The organism is Psittacicella gerlachiana (assembly GCF_003585965.1).
Taxonomy (GTDB): domain Bacteria; phylum Pseudomonadota; class Gammaproteobacteria; order Enterobacterales; family Psittacicellaceae; genus Psittacicella; species Psittacicella gerlachiana.
This window is the reverse complement of sequence record NZ_NRJF01000002.1, coordinates 1-17,954: the sequence shown is the minus strand read 5'-3', so window position 1 is coordinate 17,954 and position 17,954 is coordinate 1. Positions and strand designations below refer to the sequence as shown.

5 protein-coding genes are annotated in these 17,954 nt (G+C 36.8%); all 5 read right to left on the bottom strand.

The window, feature by feature from the left end; genetic code table 11:
* Window positions 1–95 precede the first annotated feature (95 nt).
* Entirely contained in the window at window positions 96–1,235 is a 1,140-nt protein-coding gene (gene asd, locus CKF59_RS00100) for an aspartate-semialdehyde dehydrogenase (protein WP_119533952.1), read from the bottom strand.
* Window positions 1,236–1,260: 25 nt separating this feature from the next.
* A complete protein-coding gene (locus CKF59_RS00095; RefSeq protein WP_119533951.1) occupies window positions 1,261–1,689 on the bottom strand; it encodes a hypothetical protein in 429 nt (142 codons plus the stop codon).
* A gap of 541 nt (window positions 1,690–2,230) precedes the next feature.
* Window positions 2,231–3,109, bottom strand: a complete 879-nt coding sequence (locus tag CKF59_RS00085; RefSeq protein ID WP_119533949.1) for a thermonuclease family protein — start codon at window positions 3,107–3,109, stop codon at window positions 2,231–2,233.
* Window positions 3,110–3,152: 43 nt separating this feature from the next.
* Window positions 3,153–4,274, bottom strand: a complete 1,122-nt coding sequence (gene serB / locus CKF59_RS00080; protein WP_119533948.1) for a phosphoserine phosphatase SerB — start codon at window positions 4,272–4,274, stop codon at window positions 3,153–3,155.
* Window positions 4,275–4,815: 541 nt separating this feature from the next.
* Complete coding sequence (locus CKF59_RS07815) at window positions 4,816–17,856, bottom strand: hypothetical protein (RefSeq protein ID WP_222985416.1); 13,041 nt, start codon at window positions 17,854–17,856, stop codon at window positions 4,816–4,818.
* Between the last annotated feature and the right edge of the window lie 98 nt (window positions 17,857–17,954).

Here is a 17,954-nt window from a genome sequence, read left to right as displayed (position 1 = left end):
CAATTATTATGCAATTATTTGCTCTTGCAGATCTTTCTTTATTAATCTTTAGATCGATTTTTAGATTAATTTTTAGATTAATCTTTGAGCGGTAATTAGTAGTCTAATGGAGCATCTAACACTAAACGTAACATTCTACGTAAAGGTTCAGCAGCACCCCATAATAATTGATCACCCACAGTAAAGATACTTACATATTCTTCACCTAAAGAAAGCTTACGTACACGACCTACGGCAATATTTAACGTACCTGATACCGCAGTTGGCGTGAGTTTTTCTAAAGTTGCTTGTTTTTCATTAGGTACAAGATATGCCCATTTATTGTGTTCAGCAATTAATTGTTCAATTTGCTCTACCGATAAATTCTCTTTTAATTTTAAGGTAATACTTTGGCTATGCGAACGTAGCACCCCTACACGCACACAAGTTGAATCAACTTTAATCGTATTATCCGCAAAACCAAGAATTTTATTGGTTTCTACGTGACCTTTCCACTCTTCTTTGGTAAAACCATGATCATGCTGAGCATCAATCCATGGAATTAAGCTCGCTGCTAACGGAGCTCCAAAATAAGGAGCTGGTAAATCCGTACTTAATTTAGTTTGCACTTTAGCGGCTACATCTAACATGGTTTTGCTACGATCAGCTAAGTCCTCAGCTACATCATTATAAATTGCTCCAAACTGCTCTACGAGTTCACGCATATTAGCTGCCCCTGCACCCGAAGCTGCTTGATAAGAACTTACAATCGCACTTTCAACTAAACCTTTAGTGAACAGCCCCCCTAAACCAATTAACATTAAAGAAACTGTACAGTTTGCTCCCGCAAAATCTTTTTGTCCTTGAGCAATTGCTTGTTTTAATTGTTCTTTGTTAATTGGATCAAGAATTAGACTTACATTGTCTTTCATACGCAGAGCAGAAGCTGCATCTATCCAGTAACCTTGCCAACCTGTAGCACGTAATTTTGGATGAATTTCATTTGTATAGTCACCACCTTGACAAGTAATAACTACATCATACTTGCTAAGCTCTTCTACACTATTAGCATCCCCTATGAGACCTAAATCATACTTACCAACCTTTGGTGCAGGAGTGCCGTGGGTAGAAGTTGAAAAGAAGGTTGCATCAATTAAGGCAAAATCATCTTCTTCTAACATACGATTTACTAAAACTGAACCTACCATGCCACGGTAGCCTACAATCGCAACTTTTGCTTTGCTTGCAAGTGTCATAAAATTGTGTCCTTGAAAAAAAATTTTAATCTTTAGGTAAAAAATTAGCTACAAGCTCTAGGATTCTTTGCTTCCTTTTTTGTCGTCTTAAGCCTGCATTACTAGCTTGCTCAGGCGTATTTGACTTACTTAACGAACGACGTTTTGGTAAAGCACAATCCTTTATGCCTAGTTGTAACTCTCGTGCTTCTTGACGTAATTTACGAATTGAGGCAGTAACACGCTTAGCTTTACTCTTACTTTCTGGAATCATCCCTAATTTTGTTGCTCGACCTCGCCCTACCATTTTGGCAACTCTAGTTTTGGCAACCTTGGGAGCTAGGGTTACATCTCCTAATTCGGGCTTGGCTACTTTAGTTTTAATTAGAGAAGTTTCTTGCACTTTAGGAACTAGGTTTTTTGTACTATTAATAGTCGTAAGCTCTTCATGAGCTAGATCTTTTTCCCTCGTCATCGAGTACCTCTAAGTTTATTTCTGCAATAGCCATAATTTTGATTATAGCACATGCCACCGTTAATTAATATTACCCCACATAAAAAAAGATCCCTAAAAAAGAATGCTCTTTTTTAAGGATCTCCTCTTATTTTTACTCACAAGAAAACTTACTTTTATGAGTATTTATTCATCTAATGGAAATAAAAGATATTAAGCTAATTTTTGATAGTTTTCCTAGTGTTGGTTTTACTAATTTTATTAGCAATGCTAGTTTTACTAGTAAATTTTTACTCGTTCTAGGTTTTTTCCTAATTCTAGGTTTTTTCCTAATTCTAGGTTTTTTTAGTTATAGGGATTTGCCTAGTTATAGGGATTTGCCTAGTTATAGGGATTTGCCTAGTTATAGGGATTTGCCTAGTTATAGGGATTTGCCTAGTTATAGGGATTTGCCTAGTTATAGGGATTTGCCTAGTTATAGGGTTTTTTATCCTAGATTTTCTCTAGTATCTCCTAGGGGTTCTTAAACTACCAAAAACTCTCGTTTAAATTTTATGCTAGTTTAATTACGCCAAAGACCTACGCCTGCTACTTGGGCTTCATGCTGTGCGGTAAGAAAGGCATTATAAATGCCATTTGCTCCCGCAAACTCTGCATTTACTTTAGCAGCTCCTATCTGCACTAAACGGTAATTAACATTTAATCCTTGCCAATAAGCAATTGCAACTATACTTGGCTCACTATAAGAAGTTAAAGTTTGCACGACAATCCGTTTATTTAATAAAGCCCCACTTAAAGTATTATAAGCGTTATAAGCATAGCCACCATTTACGGCATCTACACCATATAATTTTACAATACGAGTTTGATCTAAGTGTGGGAAATAACAGCTAATGGTATCTCCTGAAAAAACTTCAACCACTAAACAACTCGGAAGCTGATTTTGAGCTACAAAACTATTAAAATTATCTTGAGCAGCTACATCATGAATGAGACTTAAATCCTCAAGATTACTATTATTTGCAGTCGTTAAAGAAACATTTCTCGCTACACGATAACTGCTAGGATTAGAAGTAGCATGTGTAAATCCTAAAACCACACTGGTTAAAGAAAATACTGACGAGTTATTATACAGGGCAAAATTATTAAATCCTGTACCACGATTAAAAGCAGCATTACGAGCATAGATTGAAGTGCGAGATTTACGCTCTGCTCCTCTTGCTGCAGGATTACTCCCTCCAACTCTTCCTGCCATTGGATTTGAACTTGGAGTTCCATTGCCTCCATCAAATCCATGTCCCTTATCCGGACCTCCACGATCACTAAAAGCTGAATAATCAATGCTATTAGTAATAAGTGCCGCTGAGACCTGAGGTATAAAGCTAAGAATAAATCCTATACTAGCTAAATAAACTAATTTTTTAACTGATAGAAAGGTCATAAAATTTAAACATCTAAGGCTAATACCTTATAAAATCCAATACTTAATTTTCTAACCAAGCTCTAATTTCTAATACACAAAGAAGAGCTCTAAGGTCATTATGTTTAATACAAAAATCTGCATGCTCATTAACTACTGGCTTAGCATGATAAGCCACGGCAAAATCACTTGCTTGAAGCATTTTAAGATCATTAGCTCCATCGCCGAGAGCAATAGTAGTTAAACCTTGCTCTTGATAATTTTGCACAACTTTCTCTTTGAAATTAGCATCAACAATTTCACCCAGCACTTCTCCATTTAAGACCACTCCATTTAAGGCATCATGATCTTGACCTAGAGTGTTGGCAAAAAACTCTTTAAAGCCTAAAGCTTGAGCTACTGCTGTTGCAAAAGGAATAAAACCACCACTCACTAAAGCACTATGCCACTCACGTTCATTAAGTAACGCTAGTAAAGTATCAGCACCTAAAGTTATAGGTAAATTCTCAATAATCTTAGTAAATTCTTCAACTTTTACTCCTTTGAGTAGAGCTACTCGCTCACGCAAACTTTGAGTAAAATCTAACTTTCCTTGCATTGCCGCTTCGGTAATACTCGCAACTTGCTCTTCAATGCCACAAAGACTTGCAATTTGATCAATACATTCGCAAGTAACCATGGTTGAATCCATATCCGAAACTAAAGCCCCACCTGCTGATAACAGAGGCACTAAAGAAAGCTCAACACTATCAGCTCCAAGTTCCCATAAAAAGTCTCTAAAAGCACTATACTTATCCGTACTCATCACGACAACAATAGTATCATGGTAAATTTTTACTACATGAATTGAAGCATTATAGTCGGGAAGATTCATAAGTAATTTAGCGACAGGTAGGTCGATAAATACAGCTGCGATTAAAGTTATCTCTGGATTACGCAAAATATCCTTTTGCTTTTCAATTCGCAGAGCCACTTCTTTTTCGTGTTCTTTTAATTCTTCAAATTCTTTTTCGGTTTTGGTTGCAGGTAAGCTCGCTAGAGCTTGAGCCAAAGCTTGGCTATCCCCTGACAATAAAGCTTGATAGGTTTGAGTTGTTAAATTGTTTGCAGGATAAGCAGCTAGAGCAGCTGCGGTCTGACGCATAATCGTGCGTTGTGCTGAAGCAAAGGTCGCAAGTTTTACCATAATTCTATCTTTAAGTTGATCTTATATTCTTGTTCTACTTGCGTCAATAATTTACTGATTTTGAGAAGTTCTATTCTCTCTAACATTAATATAAGGTTTATTTTTATAACTTCAATATGCAGAAAGAAAAAGTTTTACCTTGGTTTGCACCCTTAGTTTAAAAAAATAACTCTTAAGTTATTTCTGAACTCTTGTGATTTACTCTTGCACTCCAAGTCCTCAAAATCTCGCAAGTTTATCCTTGTATATTTTACCGAATAAACAAGTAAATTTGTTAACTTTATGAGCAATAATTGTGATCAATTTAGATTAAAACTTCTTTTTATCTCTTTGTATACCTCATACCAATTTATCTCATTTTCCTCATAACTATACTTTCAACAATTAGTAATTCTTAAAGAAATTGTTCCAATTACTAGTGAAAAAACTCACCACAAAGAAGTATTAGTAAAAACAAATAATAAATAGCGACAAAACTGAAAAGGACAGCTCAAAACGAGCTGTCCTTAAATCTAGTTAAAAGCTACAAAAAGCTTAACTTTTAACTACGTACTTTATTACCCCAGTAAGCATATTTGCTACATGCCTTCACAAATTTCTCTAAATCAGTTGGAGTAACTCCAAGTTGAGCTAATTTAGCTTTAATTTCATCAGCATGTTGAGCAATAGTTGCTGGATTGTATTCAGCAATAATAGTGTCAGCAATTACATAACAAGTTTCAAGACTACTTACGCCAGCACTTTCTAGAGCGTTAATATCTTCAATGGTGATGTTGTTATCATCACTATAGAGATAACGTCTATTGCTATTGCTATCGTTAGCATTGTCACTATTGTTAGCGTTATTTTGACCACTATTATTGCCTTGGTTACCCTCTGCCACTAACACATAATCACTTTCTGAGCCTTTATTACTATCTAGAGGTTCATCACTTGAAATGGTCGCATTATTAGTATCACGACCTACATCACGTCCTACTTGATAGTGAATATCACGTTGGTGGGTTTGATGTTCTTGATAGTAGTACTCTTCTTCAGAGCTTACCGTTTGTGGACAGTTACGACAAATAATTATCGTGCTTCCTGGATTATTCGAACTATTGGTGTAACTATTAGTGATATTTACTAATGAGTTATTCGCAATAATCGTTTGGTTATTTCCAGAGAAGTTCGAACTGGTGAGAGAAACATTTTCCCCAGTAATATTAGTATTACCATTTGGCGTTGAGTAATTCGAGTTATTCGAAGTTACCGTACCATTTTCATTGGTAATGGTTATATTACCATTTGGAGTATTAATATTACTACCCGTAATGTTGATGGTTGAATTTGGTGTACTGCTTTCATCAGGTACTTTAATGGTCACATCACCATCAGGCGTAATATTAGTTAAAGTAATGGTAATATTCGGTGCAGTGATATTAACTTTTGTACCGGTGATATTACTTTCGGTAATAGTTACTGAACCATTTGGAGTTGAGATACTGGTATCCGGAGAACCTACATTACTTGTGGTAATGTTGGTTGAGCCATTACCTGAAATAATCGAGATGTTATATAATCCCGGAATTTCAGAATCAGTAATAGTGATACCTGTATTACCATCGAAGTCAACTACCGTAGTTGAAGTATTTGACTTATCAATGGTAATTGAACCATTGGTTTCAATTTTTACCGTACTATTTGACTCAGTTGTCGCATTAGGATCAGTAATATTCGAACCAATTACCGTTACATTACCCCCTGCAGTAATATTGGTCTTAGTACCAGTAATATTACTTTCAGTAATGTTCACTGAACCATTAGGGGTTGAGATACTTGTATCTGGTGAACCACCACTTGAGTTAGTAATATTAATTGAACCATTACCTGAAATAATTGATACATTGTGTAATGCTGGGAAGTTCGAGTTAGTAATCGTAATTCCTGTATTACCATCAAAGTCAATTACCGTGGTTGAGGTGTTCGATCTGTCTACAGTGATTGAACCATTGGTTTCAATTTTTACGGTACTATTCGACTCTTTAGTCGCATTTGGATCAGTTAAGTTAGATCCAACTACGGTTACATTACCACCTGCAGTAATATTGGTCTTAGTACCAGTAATATTACTTTCAGTAATGTTCACTGAACCATTAGGAGTTGAGATACTTGTATCTGGTGAACCACCACTTGAGTTGGTAATATTAATTGAACCATTACCTGAAATAATTGACACATTGTGTAATGCTGGGAAGTTCGAGTTAGTAATCGTAATTCCTGTATTACCATCAAAGTCAATTACCGTGGTTGAAGTATTTGACTTGTCAATGGTAATTGAACCATTGGTTTCAATTTTTACGGTACTATTCGACTCTTTGCTCGCATTTGGATCAGTTAAGTTAGAGCCAATTACGGTTACATTACCACCAGCAGTAATATTGGTTTTCGTACCGGTAATGTTACTTTCAGTAATGTTCACTGAACCATTAGGAGTTGAGATACTTGTATCTGGTGAACCACCACTTGAGTTCGTAATATTAATTGAACCATTACCTGAAATAATTGACACATTGTGTAATGCAGGGAAGTTAGAGTTAGTAATCGTAATTCCTGTATTACCATCAAAGTCAATTACCGTGGTTGAGGTATTTGACTTGTCAATGGTGATTGAACCATTGGTTTCAATTTTTACGGTACTATTCGAATCTTTGCTTGCATTTGGATCGGTTAAGTTAGATCCAACTACGGTTACATTACCACCAGCAGTGATATTGGTCTTAGTACCAGTAATATTACTATCAGTAATGTTTACAGAACCATTAGGGGTTGAGATACTTGTATCCGGAGAACCACCATTTGAGTTCGTAATATTAATTGAGCCATTACCTGAGATAATTGACACATTATGTAATGCAGGGAAGTTAGAATTGTTAATTGTAACTCCTGTGTTACCGTCAAAGTCAATTACCGTAGTAGAAATATTAGATCTGTTTACGGTGATTGAACCATTAGATTCAATTTTTACCGTACTATTCGAATCGGTACTTGCATTTGGATCAGTTAAGTTAGAACCAACTACCGTGATATTACCACCTGCGGTGATATTTGTTTTCGTACCAGTAATATTACTTTCAGTAATGTTCACTGAACCATTTGGTGAAGAGATACTTGTATCCGGAGAACCACCATTTGAGTTGGTAATGTTAATTGATCCGTTACCAGAGATAATTGATACATTGTGTAACGCTGGGAAGTTAGAATTGTTAATTGTAACTCCTGTGTTACCGTCAAAGTCAATTACCGTAGTCGAGATATTCGATCTATTTACGGTGATTGAACCATTAGATTCAATTTTTACGGTACTATTCGAATCGGTACTTGCGTTTGGATCAGTTAAGTTAGAACCAACTACCGTGATATTACCACCAGCGGTAATATTGGTCTTAGTTCCGGTAATATTACTATCAGTAATGTTTACCGTACCATTTGGTGATGAGATACTTGTATCTGGTGAACCACCAGTAGAGTTAGTAATCTCAATCGAACCATTACCTGAAATAATTGAAATATTATGTAATGCTGGGAAGTTCGAATTGTTAATTGAAATTCCTGTATTACCATCGAAGTCAATTACCGTAGTTGAGAAGTTCGAGTTGTTTGCCGTAATTGAACCATTAGCTTGAACTTTAATAGTGCTATTAGATTCTGTAGTTGCATTAGGATCAGTAATGTTAGATCCAGTAATATTTACATTACCACCTGTAGTAATGTTTACTTTAGTTCCAATAATAGTCGAACCATCTACAACACTTACATTACCATTGTTTAAGGTAGAGATTGAAGTATCTGGAGACTCTACATGAGAACCTGAAATTGATACATTACCATTATGAGCAATAATTGAAATATTACTATTTGAATCTGTAGCGGTTACATTAGAGTTATTGCTAATTGTAGTACTTGTACCTGAGTCAATATCTACACTAGTGTTACCCGTAACATTAGATTTATCAATAGTTACTGCTCCATTTGGAGAATAAACTCTTGCTGTACCTTCATGAGAAGTAACATTAGAGTTATTTGCAATAGTTACTGAACCATTACCTGTAATGTTAGTTCCCGCTTTTGAGGTTACATTTGAACCATCCACTGAAACATTAGTATTACCTTTTACTAATACTGTATCTGTATCCCCGTTACCTACCGTAGATGAAGTTATATTTACCCCACCCGCAGAAGTCACATTTAATTTCGTACCAATAATAGTTGAGCTATTAACAATACTTACATTTGTTCCTTCGGTTAAGGTAGAAATCGAAGTATCAGGAGATTCAACATGCGAAGCATCAATGGTTACTGCACCATTGTGAGCAATGATTGACATATTCGCATTAGTATTAGTTGCAACTAGTTTTGCACTTTCTTTGAAAGTAACTGCTTGACCGTCTACGTCAACATCAGTTGCTCCGGTTACATTTGAATCTGAAACCGTTACTGAGCCATTAGTTGAAAGTAAACGAGCTGTACCAGCAGAAGAGCTTACATTAGAGTTAGCACTAATACTTAAACCAGCATTACCGGTTAAGTTAGTTCCTGCTACTGCAGTAATATTCGAACCGGTAACAGTAGTAGTTGAAGTATTAGATACCACACTTACAGATGCACCTGAAGAGTGAACTTCAGTATTAGTTAAGCTTACTGCACCATTAGTTACCACTGTTGCATTATCAGTAGCGTTTACAGTTGAATCAGTAACCGTAATTGAATCCGTAGCTAATACTTTAGCTTCACCAGCAGTTGCTTCTACGGCAGTATTAGCGAGACTTACAGAACCTGACTTAGTTTCTACCGTCGCACTAGTACCACTAACTTTAGAACTATTAGTTGCAGTTACATCACCTGTAGTCGTTGTTGCACTTGCAGATCCATCAGTAGAAGTTACTGAAGTAGCATTTAAATCTAAACCAGTAGTTGCACTTACAGTTGCTGCACCAGTAGTAGCGGTTACTTCGGTAGCTGTTGCTGATACTTTACCTGAACCTGTAGATAAGGTAGCACTTGTACCACTTACTTTAGAACCATTAGAAGTAGTTACATTACCTTCAGTCGTTGTTGCACTTGCTGCGGCTTCTTCTGAAGTTACTGAAGTTGCATTTAAATCTAAATCTTTAGTTGCACTTACGATTGCCGCACCTGTGGTTGCTGTTACGCTAGTGTTAGTTGCTGATACAGCACCATTACCAGTTGATAAAGTAGCACTTGTACCACTTACCGTAGTATTAGTTGCAGTTACTGCTCCTGAAGTTGTAGTTGCACTTGCATTGTTTGACTCAGAAGTTACTTTCGCACCATCTAAAGTTAAATCTGCAGTTGCACTTACTTTAGCTTCACCAGTAGTTGCAGTCACACTAGTGTTAGTTGCAGATACCGCACCTTCACCTGTTGATAATGTTGCACTTGTACCACTTACCGTAGCATTAGTCGCACTCACTGCACCTGAAGTTGTCGTTGCACTTGCATTGTTTGACGCAGAAGTTACTTTCGCACCATCTAAAGTTAAATCTGCAGTTGCACTTACTTTAGCTTCACCAGTAGTTGCAGTCACACTAGTGTTGGTTGCAGATACAGCACCATTACCAGTCGATAAAGTAGCGCTTATACCACTTACCGTAGCATTAGTTGCATTTACTGCTCCTGAAGTCGTAGTTGCACTTGTATTGTTTGACTCAGAAGTTACTTTCGCACCATCTAAAGTTAAATCTGCAGTTGCACTTACTTTAGCTTCACCAGTAGTTGCAGTCACGCTAGTGTTGGTTGCAGATACAGCACCATTATCAGTTGCTAGAGTTGCACTAACCCCACTCACAGTAGAGTTAGTTGCTGTTACCGCACCTGAAGTTGTGGTTGCACTCGCATTACCTGAAGTAGCAGTTACATTGCTATCTACTAAAGTTAAATCACTTGTAGCACTTACAACAGCATCGCCTTTAGTTGAGTTAACTACAGTTCTTGTTGCAGATAGACTATCACCTGTAGTTGTTAAGCTTGCATTTTCAGCAGTAATGTTAACATCTGTAGTTACTACATCACCGGCAGTAGAAGCACTTGCATTACCACTCAGAGCAGTAATTGTAGTGTTTGTTAAAGTTAAAGCTTTAGTCGCTTCTACTTTAGCATCACCGGTTGAAGCAATTACGGTAGTATTATTTGCGGTTAAATTACCATTAGCAGTTGATAAGGTTGCATTTGCTCCACTAATTACAGAGTTGTTAGAAGCATTAACATCTCCATTTGTCGTCATTGCACTTGCATTACCCGTAGCATTTACTGAGGTATTACTTAACGTTAAGTTACCCGTTGCACTTACAGTAGCTTCACCATTGGTTGCATTTACCACTGTATCGGTTGCAGAAAGAGTTCCTGAACCTGTAGATAGGGTTGCATTTGTACCACTTAATTTAGTTTCAGTTGCTGTTACTGCACCTGAAGTTGTAGTTGCACTTGCGTTACCTGTAGCTGATAAAGCAGTGTTACTTAAGGTTAGACCTGAAGTTGCACTTACATTAGCCTCACCTGCAGTAGCTGTTAACGTTGAATCTGTAGCTGATACCGAACCATCTGCAGTTGCTAAGGTCACATTAGTACCACTTAACTTAGTTTCAGTTGCACTTACATCACCTGAAGTCGTAGTTGCACTTGCGTTACCTGTAGCTGATAAAGCAGTGTTACTTAAAGTTAGACCTGAAGTTGCACTTACATTAGCCTCACCTGCAGTAGCTGTTAACGTTGAATCTGTAGCTGATACCGAACCATCTGCAGTTGCTAGAGTTGCATTAGTACCACTTAATTTAGTTTCAGTTGCACTTACATCACCTGAAGTTGTAGTTGCACTTGCGTTACCTGTAGCTGATAAGCTAGTGTTACTTAAGGTTAGACCTGAAGTTGCACTTACATTAGCCTCACCTGCAGTAGCTGTTAACGTTGAATCTGTAGCTGATACTGAACCATCTGCAGTTGCTAAAGTCACATTAGTACCACTTAACTTAGTTTCAGTTGCACTTACTGCACCTGAAGTTGTAGTTGCACTTGCGTTACCTGTAGCTGATAAGCTAGTGTTACTTAAGGTTAGACCTGAAGTTGCACTTACATTAGCTTCACCAGCGGTTGCTGTTAGGCTTGAATCTGTAGCTGATAGCTCACCATTAGCCGTTGCTAAAGTAGCATTAGTACCACTTAATGTAGCTTCAGTAGCGGTTACTGAACCTGAAGTTGTAGTTGCACTAACGTTTTCTGTTGCCGTAAGTGTAGCTTTATCTAAAGTTAAGCCTGTTGCAGCCGTTACCGTTGCTTCACCATTACTTGCAGTTACCGTAGTTGAAGTTAAGCTTGCCTCTCCTGTTGTTGCAGTTAATACCGCATTTTTCGCAGCGGTTACTGTAGCATCACTCACAGTTAAAGCATTTGCAGCCGTTAAAGTAACATTTTCTTGGCTTGCGGTAATTGTTGTACCTGAACCTTCCACTTCAATTGAACCTGCAGAAGTAACATTTACACTTGTACCTGATAAAGTAGAGCCACCTTTAACTGCTACAGTTCCCGCCTCAGTTGTGGTTAAGGTTACATTACCAGCTTCTGCCTCAAGGGTATTATTTTCTAATTCAATATTAGTTTTTGCATTTAAGGCAACATCACCTGATTCTGATTTAAGTTCACCATTACTTGCACTAATACTTCCTGAAGTTGCATTTACGGTTACCCCAGTTTTACCGCTAACGGTAGTTGACTCTAAAGTTACATCACTAGAGTTTGCGGTAATCGTTACTTTACCTTCTTCAGAAGTAATTGAGTTGTTATCACCTGTAACACTTACGCCACCATTTGCCGTTAGATCAACATTACCTTTTGCAGATAAGGTTACATCACCTTCAAGAGTAGCATCACCTGAAGTAGAATCTACTTTAAGAGTACCATCAGTATCACTTACAGTTACGGTTGCACTACTTAATTTAATATCATTAGTTGCGGTTAAGTTAACTCTAGTTTTAGCGGTAACTTCTGAGCTCTCAGTTACACTTACTTCATTCGCTGCAACTACATCTACGCTTGTCGTATTTTCATTACCAACTTTAGCATTTTCAAGAGTTACGCTAGAAGATGATGAATTTAAGGTAATTGCAGTAGCAACTAATTCAGAACTATCACTTACTTTTAGATCGTTTACAGCTTTTAAAGTTAAAGCTGTAGTACTTTCATTACCAAGTTTAGAGCTACCTTCTGTAGTTAAAGCTCCTGCCGAAGTAATGTTCAGAGTTCTACCCGTAATATTAGACTCACTACTAATCGTTACATCACCACTCGTATTAGTTGCAATTGTCGTATCCGGAGAAGCTAACTCTACTTTTGATAGAGTTACACCAGCACTATGTCCGACGATCGAAGCATTTTCAGTAGCATTTAAAGTAGAATCTGAAATAGTGATTGCACTATTTGAATCTATATCTAAAACTTTAGTTTTTAGAGTTGAAGATTCAACTTTTAATTCTTGATCCGTACCAGTTGCATTTAAGGTAATTGCATTATCAGTGCCTGAAGTTAAACTTGAGCTACCTTCTACACTTACCCCTTGAGCGGTTACATTGATATCTCTACCAGCAACTACAGTAGTACCCGATAAAGTAGCAGTACCTGAAGTTGCAGTTGCATTTACATCTTTAGCTGCGGTTAAAGTGGTACTAGTAATACTCACGCTATCAGCTTTAGAATTAATATTAATCGCACCTGTTTCTGCAGTTACTGTAGCTTCATCAATCGAAACACTATTTTCTGCAGTTAAGTTAACATTCACTTTAGCGTAAACATCAGTTTCACTACCAGAAATAGAAATCGAATCACCAGCTTCCACTTCAACTGATTGTGCTGAAGAATTTAACTTAGCTCCATCAGAGAGGGTTACACTACCCTCAGAAGCATTTAATACCACATCTTTAGTTGCATTAACTTGAGCTTTTTCTGAAACTGTAATTGATCCGGTATTTGCAGTTAAACTTGCATTACCATCAGTAGCGTTAACTTTGGTATCTTCACCTGCTAAGTTTAGATCACTTTCCGCATATAATTTAACTTCTGCAGAAGTAATGTTGGTTTCACCATCTGTTTCAACCGTTAAGCCACCACCAGAAGTAACATTTACATTCTGAGGCGCATATAAAGTCGTACAAGTTAGAGTAATGTCATCACTTGAAGTTAAATCAACCGAAGTAGTTGCATTAGCGATAAAGTTTTTCGCTTCAATACCACCACCTGCTGAAGTAATATCAGTTTTACCTGATTTAGAAGTAACTACCGTAGTTACACTATCATCATCGGCATTAATTTTTAAATTACCGCCAGACGTAATTTCAGTTTCGTTAGCAACTAAAGTAGAACACTGAATTACAGAGTCCTCACCTGAAGCTGAATTTTTTACCGTTACGCTTGTGGTTTCATTTACAGTTAAGGTTACATTAGTCAGATTAAATGATGTATAAGCTGTAGAGTTGAAATTCTTAGCTACGATTTGTGAATCAGAATAGTTAGTACTACCAGTTTCAGAAGTAAAGTTCACATCACCAGTCGCTAAGCTACCATCACTTTGAGTCATCGTAGTATTGATTGACGTGTTAGCAATAAGGATGTCATCTTTTGCAGTACCTTTTACTGATTGAGATACTACTGATAAAGGTTTTTCACTATCTTCTGAAGCTACCGTTAAAGCTCCATCTGATTCAAATGACAATACTCCACCTGCATTTACGTTATAACCATGAGTTACACATAAATCACCAGTTACTGAACTCTCACCAATCTTATTGGTAAAGGTAATATTCTTTTTAGCACTTGCATTAAAGTAAGTTAAGCCTATATCTTGTTGAGCTGCGACTAAAATGTCATTTGGTGAAGTTAGGTCTACATATTTACCATCAGAATCATCTTGATTAATTGAACCTGCACTTGCGTTAATTTCAATAGTTCCACTGGTAGCATTTGTCGCTGTTAAAGTAGTATTTGATAGAGTAATACCCTCGGAACTAGTTGATTTTAAGAAAACACTTTGTCCAGTAGCATTTACGTTTTTGGCGTTTAAGGCACCACCAGTTGTAAGTAAAGTTACATTACCCTCTTCAGAGTAAACTTGAACTTGAGCATCTCCATCAGAGTTATCAAAAGAGTCATCTGATTGTAAAGTAACTCCTTTCTTACCCGAAATCTTAGTATAATTCTCTCCTTCCTCAGTCCCTTTTAAACTTAAGCTTTCAGATGCACAAATAGTAACTACATTTTCTGCAGAAATATTAGTTTCAGCACTTTCACCACTACCAATAGTTAGACTTTTACCAGTCACAGAGATATTGGTAGCATTTAAAGAAGAGTTTTCTACGGTTAAGATCCCTTCTTCACTACTTAAATTAATCGAAGTAGTTGCATTTGCGGTAGTACAACCACTAAATGATAAAGCTGTTGTTGCTTCAACATTAATACTTGCTCCCGCATTGAGATTGGTGTATTCAGTATTTAAAGTTCCAGCTGAAACATTTACATAACCTGAAGAATCTTCGGCTAAGAGTTGATAACCTTGGAGTTTTAAGGTACCTGTTACATTGGTAATATTTACACTTGCAGTATTAGAAACAATTTTTGAACGGTCACTAATATCTTCATTACTATCTTGGTTGGTAATATCTACAGTTAAGAAACCATCAATTAAAACATCTTTATTGGCAATAATATTCGCCCCATTTACCACATAGGTTGAAGTATTATTGGTAGTCTTAACAAGATAGCTTCCCTTCTCTACATTAATAGAACTACCTTTTACTGTACCTGAATCTACCGAGTAAGCTAATTTCTGATTATCATTTAAAGAAACATTATAGTCACCTGTAGTAACATTAATTAAGGCTTTAGAGTAAGCAATCGAAATAGTTGCACAAGTACCTGAGGTTGAGGTTTGGTTAATTAATACGCTACCTGCGGTAATATTACTATTACTTAAATTTAAAATAATCGTAGAGGTCGCAGTTACTGTTGCATTAGCAGTAAAGGCAAACTGATTACTTGCAGTAATATTGGAATCGGTTAACACATAAGAGTTGGAACCACTTTCAGAATCTACGATTAAATTTACATCACTCGCTGATACATTCGAATTTTTAATTGTAGTCGCAGCTTTCGAAGTAGTGCAATAAGTATTGGTTGCAGTTACATTAGAGTTCACTAAATCATATTGTTGAACATCAATGTAAACGTTAGCTGCATTAATTTTTGTTCCTTGAGTAACTTGTAAATTTTGGTTACCGATTAAAGAAACATCACCGGTTAAGTTAATCGAGGTATTAGTCAGTGAACTTGGATCTGTATCTAAGCCTAAGTACAGATTCGTAAAACCTGAAATGTTTGTATTCGTAATAGTAAAGATTTTAACCGCACCAAAATTTAAAGAATTGGTCGCAGTTGAAGTAAGATTTGCATCAGTTAGCAATAATTTCGCAAGACCTGTAGTATTTGCACTAAAACAACCTAAGTTTACAGTAGTATTACTTATATTTAAAGTTAAAGAAGCTTGAGCAGAATCACCTTGAATAATAGCAATATCTTTGATATTTACTGTAGACTGATTTGATCTACCAATCTGTATAAATGCATTACTAACAGTAGTTAATCCCGTTCCATTAATTACCATATTCCCTAAAGAAATTTCTGTAGGGGTTAAATTGGTAACATTTACGGTAAATTCTGAAGAAGATCCAGTACGAGTTCTTAACTCTAAGGTATCTGCAACATTAAAACCTTGAGTTTGACCTACAGAAAATAGATTCACTCCAGTTACTAGAAGATTTGTCGTACATAAATTGGTATTTGAATAATTAGCAAAAAAGTTAACTACTTCCCCGTTTACTGTTATGTTATTAGCAATTAAAGTACCATTAAGTGTAAAATTACCAATCGAAGTATTACTAAAGTTATTGGTAAAGTTACCAGTAATGTTAATCGTTCCATTAATAAACGTACGGTTACCAGTTATAAAGGTTAAATCTTTACCTGAAGTCGAGGTAATGTTCGCACCATTAGAAACATTAATATACTGACCGGTTGAGCCATCACCTGTAGTAATAACAACGTTAGTTGATAAAAGGGCATTAACTACAGTTGTATCTAACACTCTCGCTGTACCTGAAGTACAAGTGATCGTTGTTGTATCTCCAGATTGCGAAGTAGAAGCATTTTCAGATCCTGAATTACTTATAAGTATATTTGCAGGGTCGAGTAACCAAGTACCTGAATGATCATCTCCAAGAGAAGAACTTGTATTTACTTCGAAGTTACCGTTAACTTCAATATAGTGTCCAGAGGTTTCAATAAAACCACCAGTAGCACCTTCCGATGTAGCTAAGAATACACCGTCAACTGAGGCTGCATTACCCCAAACAATAGCTGTACCTGCATTTCCTGAGGTACCAGAGACATTAATAGTAGAACCTGTGGCAACGATTGTTGTATTCGCTAGTTTTAGCTTACCTTGTCCTGTAAGATCACCACCTACATTTACATATCCACCTTCAACACCTGAAGCATTAATATGCGAAGCTGATCCAAGAACCACCGTGTCTGCTAAAACTTTTACATTGCCTGCTTTGCCAGTTTGATTAGCGGTGTTAAGCGTACCATTGTTAACCACTAATCCTGATAAAGTGTTATTGCCTTGAGCTAAAAGGCTGTTATTTTCTGCAGTTGTATGGATTTGATCTGATTCAGAAGCCCCATAAAGCACTACTTCTCCCGAAGCTGTAATTGTCGCTTTAGCTGCTGAATCTTTTGCAGAAACTACATCTGCAAATTCGTTTACCGCTGTATAACCATTAGCTACTTTATTCGCTAATAGGTAAGCTCTTTTTGAAACTATTTCCCCTAAGTTTACCGCTGTATTACCAGCAACAACTTTATAAGAGATTAAAGGGTTATCAAGATCTTGAATGGTAATTGTTTGTCCCGCTAAAAGGTAAACTGTACCATTGCGAGCTTCTAGCACTCCATAATTAGTTACTACCCCCCCCAGTAGGGCAAGAGTACCGTCATCATTAACCTTAATTATCCCTTGGTTAAGTACTGACGCTAAGGCTTGATCTTTTTCTTGATTAAAAACATAGTTACCGTTGATAAAGTCTTCATCGCTAATATCTAAAGTCGAAGCTACTAAACTTGCCACATCAACTCTAGCCGTTTCCCCAAAGATAATGCCAGCTGGGTTAACGATAAACACTTTACCATTTGATTGTAATTGACCGAGAATGTTCGAAACCTCACCCCCAATTACACGGTTAAGTACTGCTGAATTAGCATTATCTTGTACGAATTTTACTAATTCATCTGTACCTATGTTGAATTTCTCCCAATTAATAATCGCATTTGGACTATTAGTAATGGTAGTCACTAAACCGTCAGTGATTGCCTGAACTTGCCCGTTAATCACCGTCATCCCTGAACGCTGATCCGCAAGCACATTAGGAGTTACAGTTCCTACTAAAGTAATTGGAAGAATTAAACTACAAAGTAGTCTATTCACTCTGCTTAACCAAAACTTACGTCCCTCTCCTCCCTCAGCTTTCGGACTAACAGCAGAACCAGAGACGCAACTGGTTGCTATTTCCGAGACAGCATCTA